Annotated in this window: 17 protein-coding genes and 1 pseudogene; 13 read left to right on the plus strand and 5 right to left on the minus strand. The window is 40.6% G+C overall.

What is annotated here, in order from left to right; translation table 11 throughout:
- Positions 1-2 precede the first annotated feature (2 nt).
- From recF to htpX, 5 genes are all read left to right on the plus strand, one after another.
- Entirely contained in the window at positions 3-1,121 is a 1,119-nt protein-coding gene (recF, locus tag QZV24_RS07600) for a DNA replication/repair protein RecF (RefSeq protein ID WP_294522379.1), read from the plus strand.
- 4 nt (positions 1,122-1,125) lie between these two features.
- Complete coding sequence (locus tag QZV24_RS07605; protein WP_294522383.1) at positions 1,126-1,605, plus strand: DUF721 domain-containing protein; 480 nt, start codon at positions 1,126-1,128, stop codon at positions 1,603-1,605.
- A complete protein-coding gene (locus tag QZV24_RS07610; protein WP_294522386.1) occupies positions 1,592-1,960 on the plus strand; it encodes a hypothetical protein in 369 nt (122 codons plus the stop codon). The genes QZV24_RS07605 and QZV24_RS07610 overlap by 14 nt, the downstream gene beginning before the upstream one ends.
- Positions 1,961-1,987: 27 nt before the next feature.
- Positions 1,988-3,994 carry a DNA topoisomerase (ATP-hydrolyzing) subunit B gene (gene gyrB, locus QZV24_RS07615; RefSeq protein ID WP_294522389.1) on the plus strand — a complete coding sequence of 669 codons (2,007 nt, stop codon included), beginning with the start codon at positions 1,988-1,990 and terminating at the stop codon, positions 3,992-3,994.
- Between the two features lie 129 nt (positions 3,995-4,123).
- On the plus strand, positions 4,124-4,987 hold the full coding sequence (gene htpX / locus QZV24_RS07620; RefSeq protein WP_294522393.1) for a zinc metalloprotease HtpX: 864 nt from the start codon (positions 4,124-4,126) through the stop codon (positions 4,985-4,987).
- A gap of 53 nt (positions 4,988-5,040) precedes the next feature.
- Here htpX and QZV24_RS07625 read toward each other — a convergent pair whose 3' ends face one another.
- Positions 5,041-5,613, minus strand: coding sequence for a guanylate kinase (locus QZV24_RS07625; protein ID WP_290655436.1), 573 nt, complete (start codon positions 5,611-5,613; stop codon positions 5,041-5,043).
- Between the two features lie 408 nt (positions 5,614-6,021).
- On the opposite strand from QZV24_RS07625, the gene QZV24_RS07630 reads away from it, so the two are divergent.
- Together QZV24_RS07630 and gyrA are read left to right on the plus strand one after the other, a co-directional pair.
- Positions 6,022-6,927, plus strand: coding sequence for an exopolyphosphatase (locus tag QZV24_RS07630; RefSeq protein WP_294522397.1), 906 nt, complete (start codon positions 6,022-6,024; stop codon positions 6,925-6,927).
- A 113-nt stretch (positions 6,928-7,040) separates the two neighbouring features.
- On the plus strand, positions 7,041-9,470 hold the full coding sequence (gyrA, locus tag QZV24_RS07635) for a DNA gyrase subunit A (protein ID WP_294522400.1): 2,430 nt from the start codon (positions 7,041-7,043) through the stop codon (positions 9,468-9,470).
- A gap of 56 nt (positions 9,471-9,526) precedes the next feature.
- Here the strand turns inward: gyrA and QZV24_RS07640 are convergent, their stop codons facing one another.
- Positions 9,527-10,687, minus strand: coding sequence for an LCP family protein (locus QZV24_RS07640; protein WP_294522442.1), 1,161 nt, complete (start codon positions 10,685-10,687; stop codon positions 9,527-9,529).
- Between the two features lie 480 nt (positions 10,688-11,167).
- Here QZV24_RS07640 and cdd point away from each other — a divergent pair, with 480 nt between their 5' ends.
- Positions 11,168-11,632, plus strand: a complete 465-nt coding sequence (gene cdd / locus QZV24_RS07645) for a cytidine deaminase (RefSeq protein WP_290655432.1) — start codon at positions 11,168-11,170, stop codon at positions 11,630-11,632.
- 153 nt (positions 11,633-11,785) lie between these two features.
- Complete coding sequence (locus QZV24_RS07650; protein ID WP_294522444.1) at positions 11,786-13,501, plus strand: DUF6056 family protein; 1,716 nt, start codon at positions 11,786-11,788, stop codon at positions 13,499-13,501.
- Between the two features lie 56 nt (positions 13,502-13,557).
- Here the strand turns inward: QZV24_RS07650 and QZV24_RS07655 are convergent, their stop codons facing one another.
- Positions 13,558-13,968 (minus strand): Rrf2 family transcriptional regulator, encoded by a 411-nt coding sequence (locus QZV24_RS07655; RefSeq protein WP_294522403.1) that lies wholly within the window; start codon positions 13,966-13,968, stop codon positions 13,558-13,560.
- 137 nt (positions 13,969-14,105) lie between these two features.
- Between QZV24_RS07655 and QZV24_RS07660 the strand changes: the two genes are divergently transcribed.
- The 4 genes from QZV24_RS07660 to cysK all read left to right on the plus strand — a co-directional run bounded on the left by QZV24_RS07660 (position 14,106) and on the right by cysK (position 18,260).
- Positions 14,106-15,290, plus strand: a complete 1,185-nt coding sequence (locus QZV24_RS07660; RefSeq protein ID WP_294522406.1) for a cysteine desulfurase family protein — start codon at positions 14,106-14,108, stop codon at positions 15,288-15,290.
- A gap of 37 nt (positions 15,291-15,327) precedes the next feature.
- Positions 15,328-15,699: a Fe-S cluster assembly scaffold protein NifU gene (nifU, locus tag QZV24_RS07665; protein ID WP_290655424.1), complete on the plus strand. Its 372-nt coding sequence runs from the start codon at positions 15,328-15,330 to the stop codon at positions 15,697-15,699.
- A gap of 303 nt (positions 15,700-16,002) precedes the next feature.
- Positions 16,003-17,283, plus strand: coding sequence for an O-acetylhomoserine aminocarboxypropyltransferase/cysteine synthase family protein (locus tag QZV24_RS07670; RefSeq protein WP_294522410.1), 1,281 nt, complete (start codon positions 16,003-16,005; stop codon positions 17,281-17,283).
- Positions 17,284-17,327: 44 nt separating this feature from the next.
- Positions 17,328-18,260, plus strand: coding sequence for a cysteine synthase A (cysK, locus tag QZV24_RS07675; protein ID WP_294522413.1), 933 nt, complete (start codon positions 17,328-17,330; stop codon positions 18,258-18,260).
- A 331-nt stretch (positions 18,261-18,591) separates the two neighbouring features.
- Here cysK and QZV24_RS07680 read toward each other — a convergent pair.
- Together QZV24_RS07680 and QZV24_RS07685 are read right to left on the minus strand one after the other, a co-directional pair.
- Positions 18,592-19,439: pseudogene (locus QZV24_RS07680) on the minus strand (YitT family protein).
- 262 nt (positions 19,440-19,701) lie between these two features.
- Entirely contained in the window at positions 19,702-20,874 is a 1,173-nt protein-coding gene (locus tag QZV24_RS07685) for a glycerophosphodiester phosphodiesterase family protein (RefSeq protein WP_294522416.1), read from the minus strand.
- Positions 20,875-21,096: the final 222 nt, after the last annotated feature.

Here is a 21,096-nt window from a genome sequence, read left to right on the forward strand (position 1 = left end):
CCGTGAAGCTCAATAATTTGAAGCTGGTAGGCTACCGCAACTATTCTGAATTAAATTTGGATTTTTATGATTGTACGAATATATTGATTGGGAAAAATGCTCAAGGTAAGACAAATATTCTTGAGTCAGTTTGTTATGCCTCTATGGGGAGTTCCTTCCGTACCAATAATGAAAGTGATTTGATTATGTGGGGACGGCCGGGCAGCAGTATAACTCTTCATTTTCAGCGGATGGGGGTAGATAACAAGCTGGAATTTATTTTTGAGCGGGAAAAAAGAAGAAGAATTATTCATAATGGCAGTAATATTAGGGTAAAGGACCTTATTGGTGTATTTAACGCTGTTTTGTTTTCACCTGAGGATTTAAATTTAATAAAAGGTGCTCCAGCCGGACGAAGAAAATTTCTTGATGTGGAAATTTCTCAGGCAAGTCCGGCTTATTATGATGATTTGGTAAAATATAACCGACTTTTACAGCAACGAAATACCCTTTTAAAAAATATCAGAGAACATCGGGCTAACAAATCAATGTTGGATATGTGGGATGATCAGCTGGTGGAATGTGGTACGCGAATTATAAAAAAAAGAATAGAGGCTGTAAAAAAATTAAATATGCTGGCCAATCTTATGCAGCGGCGTATTTCTACCAACGAAGAAAATCTTTTTATAAGTTATTTTATAAAGGGTTTGAATGAACCTGTGGACAAGATAGAAGAAAATCTAAATTTATGGTATAATGAAGCGTTGCTGCAAGTAAAAGATGAAGATATTTTTAAGGGATCTACCAGTATAGGCCCTCATCGTGATGACATAAATATCTATGTGAACGGTATAGATTTAAAGTCTTTTGGGTCACAGGGACAGCAGCGTACCGGTGTGTTATCCATGAAGCTTTCTGAGCTGGAATTTATCCGTTCTGAAAAAGGTGAATATCCTGTGCTGCTTCTTGATGATGTTATGAGTGAACTGGATAGGGATCGGCGGCAGCAGCTATTGGATTTTATAAAAAAAGAAAATATCCAGACTATAATTACGGCTACTGATCAAGCCTATTTTCCTGAGTTGGATACCGGAGTTTTTTATTTAGTTAATGACGGTAATGTTGATATTATTGGCGGGTGACAATATGGCAACTCATCGAAAAGGGAAGCTGGAAAAAATGAATATTATATTTTCCCAGTCCATAAAAGAAATGGGTGTGGGAAAGGAATTTTTCAGCCATATGGTACTGTATTATTGGCCTAAAATTGTTGGAAAGCATATTTCTGCCAATGTAAAACCTGTAAATATAGAATTTAAAAAATTATTTTTATATACTTCTCATCCAATATGGGCTAATCAGCTGTCCTATATGAAGGATGAAATAAAAAATAAAATAAATAATTTTATGGGTGAATATTTGGTTGAAGATATTGTTTTTACAAATAATAGACCGGTAAATATTACTGAGGAAAATAATTCGCCTGCAGTAAATATTGGATATGAAATAAATAAAATAAATTTAAGCGATAAAAAAATAGAAGAAATAAAAAATGATTTAAATAATGTCAAAAATGATGATTTAAAAAAAGTTATTTTTAAAGTTCGTCTTAATGATGAAAAATAGTAATGAATGTAAAAGAAAGGCCAATATAGAACGGCTTGCTTCCATTAGAAAATTTTTGATGGATATGCCTTGGGCCAGATACTGTGATATTGAAAAGGAAATTCCTTGCAATGCTGATGAAGTAAATGAAGAGCGGATAATTTTGATGCAAAAATTAGCTGCAAAAATAAACATAAAAAATACTGATTGTTTTGAAATGTCATTATTGACCATGCTTTATAAATCAGTTCCGCCGGAAAAAGTGACTGATGAATTAAAGGAAAGTACCATAAAAAAATTCCGTTATGATTTTATTGATGGTTATAAATATGCCAGAAAAGATAATATAAAAAAATATAAGAAATATAAGAAATAAATACTACATTTTAAGGAGAATTTATTGATGGCTAACGAAAATGAAAATTTGATTCCAGAGGAAGAGCATAAGGTTATAACTTTTTCTGATGGTGAGGTTGTAAAAATAAATAGGGAAGAAGAGGATAAGGACCTTACTGCCGTGGATGGTGATTATGGTGCGGACCAGATTCAGGTATTGGAAGGATTGGAAGCTGTAAGAAAGCGTCCTGGCATGTATATTGGCAGCACTTCAGAGCGTGGTCTTCATCATTTGGTATATGAAGTAGTGGATAACTCTATCGATGAAGCATTGGCTGGATATTGCGATAATATCGAAGTTACTATTCATCAGGATAATAGTATAACTGTAGTAGATAATGGTCGTGGTATTCCGGTAGATATTCATGAAACTGGTAAGCCAGCTGTTGAGGTTGTTCTTACTGTTCTTCATGCCGGCGGAAAATTTGGCGGTGATGGCTACAAGGTATCTGGTGGACTTCACGGTGTTGGTGTATCGGTAGTTAATGCTCTTAGCGAATACATGGATGTAGAAGTGCGTCGTGACGGGAAAATACACAATATTTCCTTTAAGCGGGGAGTTACAACTTCTCCTTTGACTATCACTGGTAATACAGATATAGTAGGCACTAAGGTTCATTTTATGCCTGATAAGGAAATTTTTACCGTTACGGAGTATAGCTTTGATGTTTTGAAGCGCCGTTTGCGTGAATTATCCTTCCTGAATAAGGGTATAACGATTACACTTAGTGATGAGCGTACCGGTGATAAGGAATCCTTCCATTTTGAAGGGGGAATTCGTTCCTATGTGGAGTATTTGAACCGGAAAAAAACAAAAATAAATAAGGAGCCGATTTATTTCAACGGTCAAAAGGATGATATTGTTGTTGAGATTGCCATGCAATACAACGATACCTATCAGGAAAAGATTTGCAGTTTTGTAAATAATATAAATACCGAAGAGGGCGGTACCCATCTGGCTGGTTTTAAAAGTGCTTTGACCAGAGCTGCTAATGATTTTGCCAAAAGGAATAATATTATAAAGGAAAATCAGCAGAATTTAGCCGGTGAGGATGTTCGAGAAGGACTTACCTGCGTAATAAGTTTAAAAATTAGAAATCCACAATTTGAAGGACAGACTAAGACCAAGCTTGGTAATTCTGAGGCCAAGGGTATTGTAGAATCAATTGTTTCAGAGGGATTAAGCGAATTTTTCGAGGAAAATCCGTCTATTACCAAGGAGTTACTGGAGAAGGCTGTATTGGCTTCCAGAGCCCGTGAGGCAGCTCGTAAGGCCAGAGAATTGACCAGAAGAAAGAGCGCATTGGAAGTAAGTTCATTGCCAGGAAAACTGGCTGACTGTTCAATAAAGGATCCGGAGCAGGCTGAGATTTATATCGTAGAGGGTGATTCAGCCGGTGGTAGTGCCAAGCAGGGCCGTGATCGTCGTTTTCAGGCAATTTTGCCGCTTCGCGGTAAAATACTGAATGTAGAAAAGGCCCGTTTGGATAAGATTTACAGTAATGCGGAAATTCGTACCATGATTACTGCCTTTGGCAGCGGTATTGGCGATGAGTTTGACTTGTCCAAACGCCGTTATGGAAAAATTATTATCATGACCGATGCAGATGTAGATGGAGCTCATATCCGTACTTTGCTTCTGACCTTCTTCTATCGCTATATGAAGCCATTGATTGAGCATGGTCATGTATATATTGCCCAGCCTCCTCTTTATCAGATTAGAAAAGGAAAGAAGCACTGGTATACATACAGTGATGAAGAGCTAAAGGCTAAGCTGGAAGAAGTTGGCAGTGACGGGACCAATGTTCAGCGATATAAGGGTTTGGGTGAGATGAATCCTGAGCAGCTGTGGGAGACTACTATGGATCCTGAAACCAGAACCATGTTGCGGGTTGATATGGAGGATGCCCAGGAAGCTGATGAGCTGTTTAATATTCTCATGGGCGACAAGGTTGAGCCGCGTCGGCAGTTCATTGAGGAACACGCAAAATATGTAAGAAATCTCGATATTTGATTTTTTGATGTTTTTTAATTTATTTTTCATCAAAAAGATGTATAATCTCTTTATATAAAGGCTTTCCTTCCATAGAGAAGGTGGTAGTCTGAAATATGATATTTAATATTAAAGAGGTGAAATATTATTATGAATACCATAAAAACTACAGTATTGATGGCCCTGTTAATGGGTATTATGGTTGCTATAGGCAGTGCTTTTGGCGGTCGTCATGGTGCCATGCTGATGCTGATGATTTCGCTGGGAATGAACTTTTTTACCTACTGGTTCAGTGATACTATGGTGTTGAAGATGTATGGAGCCAGAGAAATAACTGAGCAGGAAGCTCCACAGTTGTATGGTATGGTGGCCGGATTAGCGGCTCGGGCTGAATTGCCTATGCCAAAGGTGTGCATTGTAAACAGTGCTATACCAAATGCTTTTGCCACCGGTCGTAATCCGTCCCATGCGGCGGTAGCAGTTACAACTGGTATTATGAATGCATTGTCACCACAGGAATTAAGTGGTGTACTGGCTCATGAGCTGTCCCATATAAAACATCGCGATACATTGATTTCCTGTGTTGCAGCTGCTATTGCCGGTGTAATTTCTATGCTGGCCAATATTGCCCAATGGTCAATGATTTTTGGTAGCTCAGATGATGAAGATAACGGTGGAAATATCATTGGTTTGCTGGCTACCATTATTTTAGCCCCAATAGCGGCTATGCTTATTCAGATGGCAATATCAAGGTCCAGAGAATATGAAGCTGATAAATCCGGCGGTGAAATATGTGGAAATCCAAACTTTTTGGCTGATGCACTGCAGAAGATAGAGTATTATTCTTTGCATGCACGACCAATGGATCAGGCAACTCCGGCCACATCCCATATGTTTATTATCAATCCGCTTTCCGGATCAAGAAAGACCTTTACCAGTCTGTTTAGTACTCATCCGGATACTGGTGAAAGAATTGCTCTTTTGCGTCAGCAGGCTGCTGCTATGGGAAAATAAGGACAAATTAAAATGACTTACTTTGAAGTATTATTTCAAAGTAAGTCATTTTTTTACATTTTTGAAATCATATCAGGAGTAAAATTGGCGGTAAGTCCCATAATTGCCATCAGCTGATTGAAGGATTTCTCACCATTGCCATTATTTTTTATAACATGATCTGTTATTTTCCAGTTTTCAAACTCACCGTTATTTTCTGCATATTCCAGATGATATTTCATATCTATGTTGTTATGGCCCATCTTTAACATTCGGTCTATCAGGGTTACATAATCAGCCATAATATATATGGTCTCAAGATTTTTTGGAAAAATCTTGCTAAGCTGCTTTACCCCATTGGAATTTAGAAAAGTAACGCATACACGGTGACTGTTTAGGGCATTTAGCACATCATCCTTCAGAAGACCATAATAGTCACCCTTGTAGTTTGTTTTTACAATCCATTCCTTTTGCATAAAGTTTGACTGACTTAAAAAAATAGTAGTTTTCCTATTTTTATCCTGGGGAGTTGGAACCCTGGTGGTATGCACTGGAATACAGTAAACACCCATTTCTATTAGTTTGTGTATCAGCGTAGTCTTACCACAGGCATGAGGTCCTACTAATGCATAAATCTTACTGGTCATATGAAATCACCATCAATTCTTTTTACATAAAGCTAATAAAAGTACGCTATATAAAGATATTATCACAAAACAAAATAAAGATAAACAATAAAAACCCTAAATATTATTAAAAACAAGATTATTTATAAATTATTGGGAATATTTAATTTATAACGAGCTTTAAGATGTCCCCCACCTCGTTGAAACGCTAATTGGAAGATTTTTCTTCTAAAGAAGAAAAATTTGAACAATGGCGTTATAAAACATAAAACGGGCAGCAACCGAACGCTACCCGTTTTACGCCATCTACCTATTTCCACCAAAACACTGTCCCCACAGTGTTCACCCAAGTCCTATATTAGCATAATTTTATATGTTTAGCAATGTAATTATGGTATTATAAAGGAAAAAGTTTTGGGGGAAATAAAAATGATTCAGGCGATTATCGATATAGGCTCAAATACTGTACGGATGGCCATTTACGATATAGAAGGAGACAAAATAGAATTTATTCATAAAAAAAAGCATATGCTGGGACTGGCAGCCTATCTTGATAAAAATGTAATGACCCAAGCGGGGATTGATAAGGTATGTGAAATTTTGGATGAATATAAGTCGTTCCTTCAAATATTCAGTATTGATAATGTTATTGCCTTTACTACGGCAGCTCTTCGCAATTGTCATAACAGCCGTGAGGCAGTAGGAGAAATTATAAATAGGACCGGTATTGATATAAGGATTTTATCCGGGGATCAGGAAGCTGAATACGATTATGTTGGTGCTACAAGAAATATAAATATGGATGATGGATTGCTGGTAGATATCGGTGGGGGAAGTACTGAGCTGGTATATTACAAGAACAGGCATATAAAAAATATAATAAGTTTACCTATAGGTTCTTTAGGGTTGAAAACTGAATTTTGTAATTCAGTAATACCCAATAATGACGAAGTGGAAAAAATGTATGTGAAGGTCCGGGAAATAATGGCGGCTGCCACGGATTTTTCTGATATTAAAAGTGAGTCAATATGCGGGATTGGCGGAACATATAAGGGAACCATGGCCCTTTATAATGCCCTTTACACTAATGATAAACGAAATGTGATGGCAGATTCAGGAAAAATAAAGGAAATGATAAGTCGTTTTGGAAAAAATGGACGATTAAACCAGACTGATGCGGTTATATTTATGAAAAATATACCTGATAGGATAAATACTATTATTTCAGGTATGGTAATAGCCGATGTGATATCCGATAAATTCGGGGTAAAAAATATAGTTTACAGTGATTCCGGCGTAAGGGAAGGATTTATATATTCAGAAATAATAAAATGATCCGGTAAGGACGGCTGTCCTATTATTAGTGCCGGTGGTATTCCTAAAAGCCTTAAAATATGGTATAATTAAGCGTTGATTGAATTTCGAAATATGATTTTTGAGGTGAGATAGTGGAATTTGGTGAAGGTAAGATTTTACCTGTAAATCTGGAACAGGAAATGCGTAATTCTTATATAGATTATGCCATGAGTGTTATTGTATCCAGAGCAATCCCAGATGTGCGTGATGGCTTAAAGCCAGTTCATAGAAGAATTTTATATGCCATGCAGGAAGCGGGTATGACTTCCGGCAAGCCTTATAAGAAATCTGCCCGTATCGTCGGTGAAGTACTGGGTAAATATCATCCACACGGTGATAGCTCAGTATATGATGCTATTGTTCGTATGGCTCAGGATTTCTCCATGCGGTATCTTTTGGCAGATGGGCACGGAAATTTTGGCTCTGTGGATGGAGATCCGGCGGCGGCCATGCGTTATACCGAGGTCCGTATGTCAAAAATTTCCGAGCTGATGCTGCAGGATATTGACAAGGAAACGGTAGATTTCGTACCTAACTATGACGAATCATTAAAGGAACCATGTGTACTTCCGTCCAAATTTCCGGAGCTGTTGGTAAATGGTACATCCGGTATAGCGGTAGGTATGGCTACCAATATTCCTCCACATAATATGAATGAGGTTATTGATGGCGTGCTTATGCTGATTGATAATCCTGATGCTACAGCTGAGGAGCTGATGACTGTTATTAAGGGGCCTGATTTCCCTACTGGCGGTCTTATTATGGGAAACAGTGGTATCAAGAATGCTTATACCACTGGTCGCGGTCAAATAAAAATGCGGGCAAAGGCCAATATCGATACCATGGCCAATGGTAAGCCGCGGATTATTGTCAGTGAACTTCCTTATCAGGTAAACAAGGCTAAGCTGATTGAAAAGATTGCTGAATTGGTGCGGGATAAGCAAATAGAAGGTATTACCGACCTCAGAGATGAGTCGGACCGTAGCGGTATGCGGATTGTTATTGAACTAAGAAAGGATATCAATCCTGATGTATTGCTGAATCAGCTGTACAAGCATACTCAGATGCAGGAAACCTTCGGTGTTATTATGCTGGCTTTGGTGGATAACCAGCCTAAGGTACTTACCTTAAAGCAGGTTCTTCACTACTATATCAAGCATCAGGAGGATGTAATTACCCGTCGTACCAGATATGAGCTGGCAAAGGCAGAAGCCAGAGCCCATATTTTGGAAGGATTGAATATTGCTCTTGATCATATTGATGCGGTAATCAGCACTATTAGGAGCAGCAGAACAGCTGACATTGCCCGGGAAGCTCTGATGGAGGGCTTTAGTCTCAGTGAAAAGCAGGCTCAGGCTATTCTTGATATGCGTCTCCAGCGGCTTACCGGCTTGGAGCGGGAAAAGATTGAGGAAGAATATCAGGAAATCTTGAAGAAGATTGACTGGTTGAAGTCAGTATTGGCTGATGAGTGGAAAATTATGGAAATCATCAAGGAAGAGCTGACTGAGGTTAAGCAGAAGTTTGGTGATGAGCGCCGTACCAATATTACTCACGATATGAGTGAGATTGATATTGAGGATATGATTGCCGATGATGATGTAGTGGTTACTATTACCCATCGGAATTATATCAAGCGCATTAAGCTTGATACCTATAGAAGACAGAACAGGGGTGGTACCGGGGTAAATGGTATGCCAACCAAGGAGGATGATTTTGTTGAAAATCTTCTGATTACCACCAACCATCACACTATTCTGTTCTATACCAACAAGGGTAGGGTATATTATCTCAAGGCTTATCAGATTGCAGAAGCCAGTCGTACTGCCAAGGGAACGGCCCTGATTAACCTGTTGAAGCTGGATACAAATGAGAAGGTAACGGCGGTTATTCAGGTGCGGGATTATGATCCGGAGAAGTATCTCTTTATGGCGACCAAGATGGGTATTGTAAAGCGTGTCAGCCTGTCTGACTTCAATACTTCCAGAAAGATTGGCGTTATTGCCATTAACCTGGATGAAGGCGATGACCTGATTGGGGTTAAGATTACTGATGGTAAGCAGAAGATGATGCTGGGTACCAAAGATGGTATGGCCATTGCTTTCGACGAAGAACAGGTTCGGGTAATGGGACGAATTGCCCGTGGTGTAAAGGGTATCCGCCTTTCTAAGGGTGATGAGGTTGTAGCTATGGACACTCTGAAGGAAGATGCAGATGTACTTACTGTAACCGAATGTGGTTTAGGCAAGCGTACTACCATTGACCAGTATACGGTTCAGAACCGGGGTGGCAAGGGTTTGATTAACCTGAAGGTTACGGAAAAGACCGGATCTGTTATCGGTATGTCTGTGGTGAAGGAAGATCATGAGCTGCTTTTGATTACAGCTTCCGGTGTGGTTCTTAGAACCTCTATCAGTGGTATAAGCCAGATTGGCCGGAATACCCAGGGGGTTATCATTATGAAGCCAGCTGAAGGGGATAAGGTATCGTCTATGGCAACCCTTCTGCAAAAGAACGATTAAGTTAATTTCAAAGCATAAAAAATCGCTCTCATAAGAGAGCGATTTTTTTTAACCAATTATTGAGCAGTTTTGCCGGCAGATGGTATACCTGGCGATGGTGCCGGTGATCTACCACCACTGCTTGGCTTTTTGCTAGGAACCGAATCCGATGTACTATCTTCTTGTTCGTACGGATCCTTTAACAGTCTGCTGTCAGTGGAAGGATTTTTAGCCTTCTTTCGGGTTTTTACCTCATCCTCATTTTCCTGCCGGTTCAACCGCTTGGTTTCCTCTGCGTTGAGTTCTACGGCATTGGTTGGTATAGATTCCTCATACTCCAGTGCATCCCTTTCCATGGAGTTTCGGATGCTGGTACTCATTGGCACATCCAGAGTATTGGCAATGGTAGTTCTGAGCTTGGATAAATCAGGCACCCAGTAGCTTACTCCATCAATATAGACAGGTTTGCCCGGCAGCATTTCTGATTGCAATCCTGAGTGCTTGGCTTCCTTTAAAGTAGTTAAAAATTCTATAATCTGTTTTACTGATAAATCAGTTCTGATACTGCTGACTACTTCTTTGACAATAGCCGGTATGCGTGGAATGATAGCCGGTGAAGTCAGCTTATCCATTACTGCCTGCATAAATTTTTGCTGGCGGCTGATACGGCCAATGTCACCCTCTTCGTCACGATAGCGTACATAGGTAATGGCTGTTTTGCCGTCCATATGCTGCATACCTGGTTGCAGGTCGATTAACAAGCCACCGTCATCATCCCAGATATCTTCGTAGTACATCCTTTTTTCAACATTTATATCCACACCACCGATGGCGTCAATAATCTTCTTAAAGGATTGGATGTTAATGATGACATAATGCTCCATCTGAACTCCAAGCAGATTTTCTACTGTATCCTGAGTCAATTGGTAACCACCATAGGCATATGCTGCATTGATTTTATCAAATCCATTGCCCTTGATTTTTACTCTTGTATCTCGTGGGATAGACAGGATAGCTGCTTTTTTCTTTTTAGGGTCAAGAGTAGCCACCATTAAGGTATCGGAACGGCCCACATCGCCTTCACGCTCATCTACGCCCATAATCATAACCATAATCTTGTCTTTGGCTACCATGAGATTTTCTTTATTAGGTTTGGCCGGTTTACTGAAAAAACCTGAGGAGGCAAAAAAAGCACCTGCCAAAGCGGCCATGATAAAGGCAACTAACAGCAAAAATATAGGCCAAAAGTGGCTTTTCTTTTTCCGGTGCCGTCGTGACCGGTATATAGGCTGTTGTTGCTGATAATTTCTCTTTTGCAAAAATGTCGCTTCTTTCTATAATATGTAGGAAATTATAAAACAAACTGCCTTGATATTATACGGTTAAAAAAAAACTAATGCAACAAATATGTGAAATTTATTAAAAAAATTAAAATATCCACAGAATGAGTTGGATATTTTGGTAAATTATTATCTATATATTGTGTATGAGGAGAATTTTACTACCATATATTGAGTTTTCCACAAAGTTATCAACATTATCCACAGAAAATGGACACTTTCTATGTGAATATTTACAGGAAAATGTGGATAACTTATGTATTAAAGCAATGAATTTTATACTTGAAATTAAAAATTACATTGATAAAATTGTATATATAGAATAAAATTAACTTGTAGAGCTGTACATTTAATTGAAAGAAAAGGAGCCAGGATAGTATGATTAACGAAGAAATTTGTGATACCATGATTAAAATGGCCAAGGATGCCAGAATGAAATCCTACAGTCCTTATTCAAAGATTAAAGTTGGTGCCTGCATTTTGGCATCTGATGGTACCTTGTATTCAGCCTGCAATGTTGAAAACGGCTCAATGAGTTTGACTGTATGCGCTGAGCGTGCGGCGGTTTATAAGGCTGTATCCGATGGAAAAAGAGAATTTGATGCTGTGGCAGTAGTTGCTGACACAGAAAATCCATTTGTGCCTTGTGGTGGATGCCTGCAGGTAATGGCTGAATTTGATATCAATGAAATTGTTATGGCCAATCTTGATGGCGATATAAGAGTTATGCAGCTCAGTGAACTGGCCCCGTTTGTTTCTTATATGGGTATTAACCATGTCAAGGAGCACTACGAAGACCACTTCAGTATCTTTGGTTTTGATGATGAAGATGAGCTGCTGTAAGACAATAGAATAGTGCTGTGCCTATAAAAGTCCTATGGAAATTGCAATAATAATTGCCAAAGTCATAGGACTTTTTGTATAATGTAAAAGTGTTTCAGTTAATAACTAATAGCATTAAAGATAAAGGATTATTTAAGGTATATTTTGAAGATTATGGAATGGAAAAAGATTGATTGTAGGGAAACAAGTAAGCTAAAAGGGATAATGGTGTTAATCGGCTGGTTTGCTTTAATGTATGCAGCCAATGCCTTAATGCCACTTTATCGGGACGATTATTGGTCCGGGCTGATTTGGAAAACCGGTAATCACCTGGAATCTATGGGTGATGTGGTTTTATCCCTTGAGCGGTATTATTTGTTACATGGTGGACGATTGGTCAGCTTTTTTATACAGTTTGTATTTATGCTGGTAGGGAAAAACTGGTTTAATATGGCCAATGCCTTAGTGTTTGCCGTGATGTGTGCCGTGATGGTAATGCATGTGAGAAGAAGAATAGATTGTCTGGATAAACCGGGGCTGCTGTTTTTGGCTGGGCTGTTTATGTGGCTTGGATTATCCCATTTTGGTGAGGTAGCCATCTGGCTGTGCGGCTCGACAGTTTATTTATGGACAGGGCTTTTTACGGCTATTTTCCTTATCCCATATAATTTTTCCTTGGCTGGTACCATGCAGCTGCCCGATGGCTGGCTGACCATTACTATGCTCCTATTGGGGGTAATTGCTGCCTGCTCGGTCGAAAATCTTACTGTTACAACCACATTACTGGTTTTTTGGTGTTGCTGGCATGCGCATCGGCAAGGATGTTTTAAATACTGGATGGGTACCGGTGCAGTGGGCTCATTGATAGGAAGTGTGATTTGCCTTATTGCTCCCGGTAATTTCGTTCGTATTGAGGAGGATCAGGATCGGTCTTGGCTGTTTCATTTTCTTAACCAGATTGTTGGAAATTTGGAAATGATTTTGTATATGATGCCAATTATTATGACATTGGTGTTGGCCGTGCGGCTGCTATATCTTGAGACAGCAAAACGGCGGGGGATAGAGGCAGTTCCTGTATCAAAAGGCCAGCATCCCTATCTTCTGCTGACTATTTTGCTGGTGACTATAGTTTCATTTTCCACGACCGGGTTTGTGGGGCAAACTATCGAGGATGCCATTGTTTATGGCTTTTTTTTGCCATTAGGTATAAATGACTTGGTGTTATTTGATCATTTTCATAATACAATGCAGGGGTTTGAGGAAGCATTTATCTATTTGGCGGGTATCGCATATGTATACCTTATCAGTGTACGATCCCTGGGGGTGTTTAAGGAACGCATCCGTTGTGTGAAAGAAAAAATTCCTTGCCGATTGCTGGTAGAGGATTTTCCAGAGCTTCGTTATGGGGCATTTCTCATAGGCCTGTGTTTTTTCAATAATGTAATGATGATAGGGGCACCATCCTTTCCAGGCAGGGCCTTGTTTAGCTCAACAATAATGTTTATTATTGGTGTTATGGTGATTTTGGACATTGACGAGGTAAAGGAAAGATTATTTATTCGGCCGGAGGGTAGAAACTGGCGTGTAGGCGGTTCTTGTCTTCTTACTTTCATTGTATTGGCAACTATGTTGGTACTATATAGTATTTGGCGGGAAGACACCACCCGGATGGCGTATATTGCCCAGGAAGCTGCAGCAGGGAAAAAGGTTGTTCATATTGCACCCAGTGATATTCCGGAGCAGCGGCGTGTTCTACGTCATATTGCCTATGACGATTTTGATACCGGGCTGACCCATGATCCTGTTTGTGATTATTATGGATTGGATAAAATAATCATTGATGGGAATATGACCATTGAAGATGTTAAATCGCAGATTTCAAAGAAATAAATGTACATATACCATAATAAAATGGCTGTGAAAAAAATTTTTTCACAGCCATTTTATTATAAGTTTTTTTCCTTCACCAAGTCACTTAGCTTTTTGTGGTAAAAAAATTCGTGTACCAGCTTGTCATATTCGGACCACATTGGCAGAGTCTGGCAAATTCCCTTTCTTGGGCAGTTGTTATTTTTTTCAGTAAGGCATGCCACTGGGGAAATGGTGCCTTCCATCAATTCAAGAATTTCGCCAACAGTGTATTCATCCGGTTTACGGCATAGCTTGTAGCCGCCTCCTTTGCCACTGGCTCCTACGATAATGCCACCAGCCACCAAATCTTTTACAATTATTTCCAAATATTTTTTTGATATTTCCTGCCGTGCGGCAATTTCTTTTAATGGTATGTATTTGTCTGAATCCTGTTCAGCCAGGTCAATCATTATGCGAATGGCGTATCGGCCTCTGGTTGAAATCATTTTTTTGCCTCCTTGTAAAAGAATCTTTTACCTATTATACCCCAAGGTGAATTGGTAAAGCAAGTATTATTTACCTATTGACATCTAGGGTGAATAGGAATATAATTGGCACAACGAAGGGAAGGAGGACAATATCAATGATTTACGCTGATAATGCGGCTACTACCAAGATGAGTGATGCCGCGATAGAAATAATGATAAAACATATGAAGGAGAATTATGGAAATCCGTCCAGCCTGTATGAATTTGGTCAGCAGGCCAAGGAAATTCTGGAAGCAGCCCGCAGGGATGTAGCCGGAATAATCAATGCCAAGCCAGAGGAGATATATTTTACTTCTGGCGGAAGTGAGGCTGATAATCAAGCCATATTGTCAGCAGCAGAGCTGGGTAAAAAACAGGGGAAAAAGCATATTATTTCATCTGCCTTTGAACATCATGCAGTACTGCATACTTTGGAAAAGTTGAAGAAGCAGGGCTTTGACATTACTTTGTTGGATGTTCATGAAGATGGCCTGGTTCGGCCGGAAGAGGTAGCAGCAGCAATTCGGGAAGATACCTGTCTGGTGACAATTATGTATGCCAACAATGAGATAGGTACCATTCAGCCTATCAAGGAGATTGGAGCTATTTGCCGGGAAAAAAAGGTTATTTTTCATACGGATGCGGTGCAGGCCATCGGTCATGTGCCAGTAAATGTGCAGGAAGAAAATATAGATATGCTGTCATCCTCCGGGCATAAGTTTCATGGTCCGAAGGGTACGGGATTTTTGTATGTGAAAAAAGGCATTGCTCTTGCCAATCTTATTGAAGGTGGAAGTCAGGAAAGGGGCAAGCGGGCCGGCACAGAAAATGTACCGGGGATTGCGGCCATGGCAGAAGCTTTGAAGGAAATATGCGATAATATGGTGGAAAATACTGCCCATATTCAGGCTGTTCGTGATAAAATAATAAGTGGTTTGGCGGAAATTCCTCATTCTGTTTTAAATGGTGATGCTGTGAAACGACTGCCAAGCAATATTAACTTCTGCTTTGAAGGTATTGAAGGGGAGTCCTTATTGTTATTGCTGGATGATAAGGGAATTCAGGCTTCTTCGGGCAGTGCATGTACTTCTGGTTCCCTTGATCCAAGTCATGTTCTGTTGGCTATTGGTCGGGTACATGATGTGGCTCACGGATCTCTGCGTTTGAGTCTGGGTGAGGATATCACTGAGACTGATGCAAATTATATCATCAAATCAGTAAAGGAAGTTGTTGAACATCTGCGGAGCTTTTCTCCGGTTTGGCGTGATTTGACAACGGGAAAGGCAAAGCACCTGATTTAAATCATATTATGTATTTGTTTTTAGAAGGAGAAATAAAATGGCGTTATACAGTGAAAAAGTGATGGACCACTTCCGCAATCCCCGTAATTTGGGTGTTTTGGAGGATGCCAATGCCATTGGGGAAGTGGGCAATGCCAAGTGTGGCGATATTATGAAGATGTATTTGAAGATTGAGGATGATGTGGTCAAGGATGTAAAATTTGAGACCTTTGGCTGTGGCAGTGCCATTGCATCCAGCTCTATGGCCACTGAAATGATTAAGGGAAAACCACTAAGTGAAGTGGAAAAATTGACTAATCAGGCAGTAACTGAAGCTTTGGATGGATTGCCTACTCATAAAATCCATTGTTCAGTGTTGGCTGAACAAGCCATAAAGTCAGCCTTGGAAGATTATCGGAAAAAAATCTGATATTTTTTATAAAACCTATTGACACGATAGGTGAATGGTGTTATATTTTCATCAGTAAGTTAGAAAAGAGGTGTAAAGATATGAAAGCCAATGTTATCAGGAAAGTGAACAATATGATGTGTTGTCGAATGTGCAGCAGCCGGGCATTTTGTATGACTGGAGGCTTTGACAGTATGTCTTTGCACTCCTTGACAATGCGATGTTAGTTATCTAACTGGCGGTGTATGTCATATGCCCGGGAACTTATAACAGGTCTCGGGCTTTTCTATATCAAAAAATAAAAGGAAAAGGGGATTTATTATTATGAGCAATTACAAATTTGAAACCTTACAGTTACATGTTGGTCAGGAGCAGCCGGATCCGGCTACCGATGCCAGAGCCGTGCCAATTTACCAGACTACTTCCTATGTATTCAGAAACAGTCAGCACGCGGCCGATCGCTTTGATTTAAAGGATGCCGGCAACATATATGGACGCCTTACCAATTCAACTCAGGATGTTTTGGAAAAGCGCGTAGCAGCCTTGGAAGGAGGCAGTGCTGCCTTGGCGGTTGCTTCCGGTGCAGCTGCTATTGACTATACAATTCAGGCGTTGGCTGCCAATGGTGGACATATTGTAGCCCAGAAGACTATTTATGGTGGTAGTTACAATTTGTTGGCCCACACTTTGCCACAATATGGAATTGAAACTACCTTCGTCAATGCCCATGATTTGAAAGAGGTTGAAGGCGCCATCAAGGAAAATACCAGGGCTATTTACCTGGAAACTCTTGGTAATCCAAACAGCGATATTCCGGATATTGATGCTATTGCTGAGATTGCCCATAAGCATGGTCTGCCACTGGTAATTGACAATACCTTCGGTACGCCATACCTTATCCGTCCAATCGAGCACGGTGCTGATATTGTGGTTCATTCTGCTACGAAATTCCTCGGTGGTCATGGTACTACCTTGGGAGGCATCATAGTTGATGGTGGTAAATTTAACTGGAAGGCCAGCGGCAAGTATCCAAATATTGCTGATCCAAACCCTAGTTATCATGGAGTGTCCTTTTATGATGTAGCTGGACCTGCTGCTTTTGTAACTTATATCAGGGCAATTTTGTTGAGAGATACTGGTGCAGCTATTTCACCGTTTAATGCCTTCCTGCTTTTGCAGGGTGTGGAGACCTTGTCTTTGCGGCTGGAGCGTCACGCGGATAATACCAAGAAGGTTATTGATTTCCTGTCTAAGCATCCAAAGGTAGAAAAGGTAAATCATCCTTCATTAAAGGATCATCCGGATCATAAGCTGTATGAGAAGTATTTCCCTAATGGTGGTGGTTCCATCTTTACCTTTGAGATTAAGGGTGGTAAGGAGGCTGCCTGGAAATTTATAGATAATCTGGAAATATTCTCTCTGTTGGCCAATGTGGCTGATGTAAAGAGTCTGGTAATTCATCCGGCATCCACTACCCATTCCCAGCTGAATGAGGCTGAGCTGGCTGATCAGGGCATCAGTCAGAGTACCATTCGCTTGTCCATTGGCGTGGAGCATATTGATGATATTATTGCTGATTTGGAAAAGGGATTTGCCGCTATTTGATGAGTTGATATTTCGTTTGGGCAATAGTGATTGGAGGAATTGTTATGTCAAATATATATAAAGGAACTTTGGGCCTGGTAGGCAACACACCTCTGGTTGAAGTAACAAATATTGAAAAGGAACTTGGTCTAAACGCCACTGTGCTGGTAAAGCTGGAATATTTTAATCCGGCAGGCAGTGTAAAGGATCGTATTGCCAAGGCAATGATTGAGGCAGCTGAGGAAAAGGGGCTGTTAAAGGATGGTTCCGTTATTATAGAGCCGACTTCTGGTAATACTGGAATTGGCTTAGCTGCTATTGCTGCTGCCAAGGGGTATCGGATTATTTTGACCATGCCGGAGACTATGAGTGTTGAACGCCGCAATATCTTGAAGGCATATGGGGCAGAGATCGTCCTTACTGAAGGGGCAAAAGGGATGAAGGGCGCCATCGCCAAGGCAGAAGAGCTGGCCAAGGAAATTCCGGACAGCTATATTCCAGGCCAATTTATCAATGGAGTCAATCCAGCTACACATAAAGCTACCACTGGTCCGGAGATTTGGAAGGATACAGATGGCAAGGTAGATATTTTCATTGCCGGCGTTGGTACTGGTGGCACTGTAACCGGTGTAGGAGAATTCCTGAAGGAACAGAACAGTAAGGTTAAGATTGTTGCTTTGGAACCAAAGGATTCACCGGTTCTTTCTGAGGGAAAGGCTGGATCCCACAAGATTCAGGGCATTGGGGCCGGTTTTGTACCGGATGTATTGAACACCAAGATCTATGATGAAGTATTTAAGGCCGCCAATGAGGATGCTTTTGCAGCTGCCAGATTGCTGGCTCACAAGGAAGGTATTTCTGTAGGTATTTCCTCCGGAGCAGCCCTTCATGCAGCTATTGAGTACGCCAAAAAGCCGGAAAACAAGGGTAAGGTTATTGTAGCCTTGTTGCCGGACAGTGGAGATCGTTATTACTCTACGCCGTTGTTTACAGAATAGAACAACTAGCAGGCCGCACTCCCTTGCTGGGATGGTAAGGGAGCAGTGGTGGGGGTAAAGGCTGCTGTCTACACTCAAAAAGTTAATGCCATTTGAAGATCTCATACATGACCCCATTAAAATACCGCATATAGCCTTTTTGACGGCTATATGCGGTATTTTATAACGAGCTTTAAGATGTCCCCCACCTTTTTAGGTGAGGGAAAACAAACTACAACAGCTGGCGAGCATATCTCCCAGCTCGTTGCGACGCGAAGCTAGTCCTTTAGGGAAACGCTAATTAGAAGATTTTTCTTCTAAAGAAGAAAAATTTGAACAATGGCGTTATAATTTAATGTATGGATTTTTTCTTAAAGCGGCCACCTACTATATCATGAACCGGAAGGCATTGTCATCCTTTTCTATGGCAATGTCTTTTAGTTTGTCCACCTCCAAACGGGTAACTACGCAATAAATTACTTTCTTTGGATCACCGGTGTAGGCTCCCATGCCCTTTATAAAAGTGACGCCCCGGCCCAACCGGCTCATAAGTGCATCAGCTATTTCATCACTTTCATCCGAGACAATCATTACCGCGTAAGATTCATCCAGACCTTTTATAACTACATCAATCATCTTGGAAATAACGAAATAGGCTACCAATGAATACATGGCCTTGTCCCAGCCAAAGATGAATCCGGCGGCACCCAGAATGAAGACATTGAAGAAAAGTACTACTTCCCCAACGGAGAAGGTGGAGCGTTTGTCCACTATTATGGCTACGATTTCCGTACCATCCAGGGAGCCACTGTTACGGATAATCAGACCAACACCAGCCCCGGCGACAATACCACCGAATATGGCCGCCAAAAAGAAATCATCGGTTACCTGGGCAATTGGTTCAAAATATTGCGTCCACAGCGACAGCAAAACAATGGCTATAATAGTTGATATGGAAAAGGTTTTTCCAATATGTTTATAACCTAAATACAGAAATGGTAAATTGATAGTCAGCATAAAGACGCTGAATTCAATATCGGTCAGATAGGACGCCATAATGGAGATACCAACTACGCCACCATCAATAATCTGGTTAGGAATCAGAAATATCTCCAGTCCGGCTGCGTATAGACAGGCTCCGACACAGAGAATAATAAATTTCTTTATATAGCTGCCAATGGTTTTCTTTTTCCTGATCAATTTCTTTTTGATACCGATATCAGTTACTATTTGATCTTGTGCATTTGTATCATTGATTTCAGCTGTATTTATATTGTTATCTACAGTGTGGTCATTTATTTCATTATTTATGATCTTTTCATCAGTATGGTTTTTGTTCTGTTCATTCATAGTCTCACCTCTGTATTATTATTAAAGCACAATACAGGGACTGGTACAAGAGAAATAAAAAGAACCCAGCCCCAAAAGGAGCTGAGTTCAATTTGTTTATCCAAGCAGGATATTAGTAAGCTGCGTCAGTACCGCCAGCCATCTTGTGAGTATCAACTTCACGATGGTTTGGCTCGAGGTGATACTTAGCTACGGCTACCTTCTTGGTAGGACGGAGCTTAGCACCCTTCTTCTCGAGGTAAGCACGGAGAATCCAAGGCTTATCGGAAATCATACCGTCAACGCCCATGTTGTAGAGCTGATCCATAGCTTCGATGCTGTTTACAGTCCAAGGAACAACCTTCATGCCCAAGGAATGTGCAAGATCTACATCATCAGTGCTGATTTCTGGATAGTATGGAGAAATAACTTCTGCACCGAAGGAATGAGCTGCATTGATAACCTTAGCATTTACGGAGCTGCCTGGGAACTTTCTTACATCCAAGCCACCGAGCCATGGAGAAATGTTTGGCTCGAACATACGGATGCACTCGGAATCACGACCCCAAGAAGGCTGCTCGCACCACAGAGCGGAGCAAGTGATGTTAGGGTCAATCTTCTTCATTTCAATCAAGGTAGCCCAGTCGAAGGACTGCAGAACTACATGATCCTGCATGTTGTACTGCTTAACCTTGTCATAGAATACGCGAACGAACTTCTTGACATCAGGAGTATGCTTGTAACCCTCTGGATACTCAGGATCTGGATAGGACTTAGTCTCGATGTTTACGAGGCCCTGATAACCGGAATCCTTGATCAGCTGGAAGAGTTCATCAATAGTAGGAATCTCAGCACTAGCTGGAGTTACCTGAGACTTACCATGACCATTGTAGTAATGATCTGGATTGGTAATAGGGTCCATAACACCAACATCGAACTTCTTGATTTCAGGAACAGTCATAGTACGGAGATCGTACTTGCCAGCCTCAACATACTTGTTGGTTCCCTTATAACGAGTGATGTCTGGGTTCAGTACAGGGTTATGGCTCATTACGATCTGGTTGTCAGCAGTGAGCTGCATGTCGCACTCGATGGAAGTACCACCCATCTCGATTGCATAAGCATAAGAGTAAAGAGTGTTCTCTGGACGAGCATCACGACCACCACGATGTGGCTCAAAATCGAAATAAGTGTCGAGGTCTGCCTTTGCCTCAACCTGTGCTGGAGCTACGAAGCTCTGGATACCCATAGTTGCTACTGCAGCTAATACCCCCGCTGCTAAAGCATGTTTCTTAGAAAGTTTCATCAATAATACCTCCTGCTTGTTAATTAAGTTTATTAACCATAGCCTAAGTATAAAAGCTGATATTTCAAATGTCAAGAGAGTAAAAGTGGTTATGAATGTTGATGCTATCTACGATAGGCGGATTTTAACCTTAATTCTGAATAGTAAAAAATCCTCAAAGCCTTGCTGTGTAGGCACTTAGACAATTATGACCAAGTGATAATTAGTAATATAAATCAAGAT

Source organism: uncultured Anaerovibrio sp. (assembly GCA_902786545.1).
Classification (GTDB): domain Bacteria; phylum Bacillota; class Negativicutes; order Selenomonadales; family Selenomonadaceae; genus Anaerovibrio.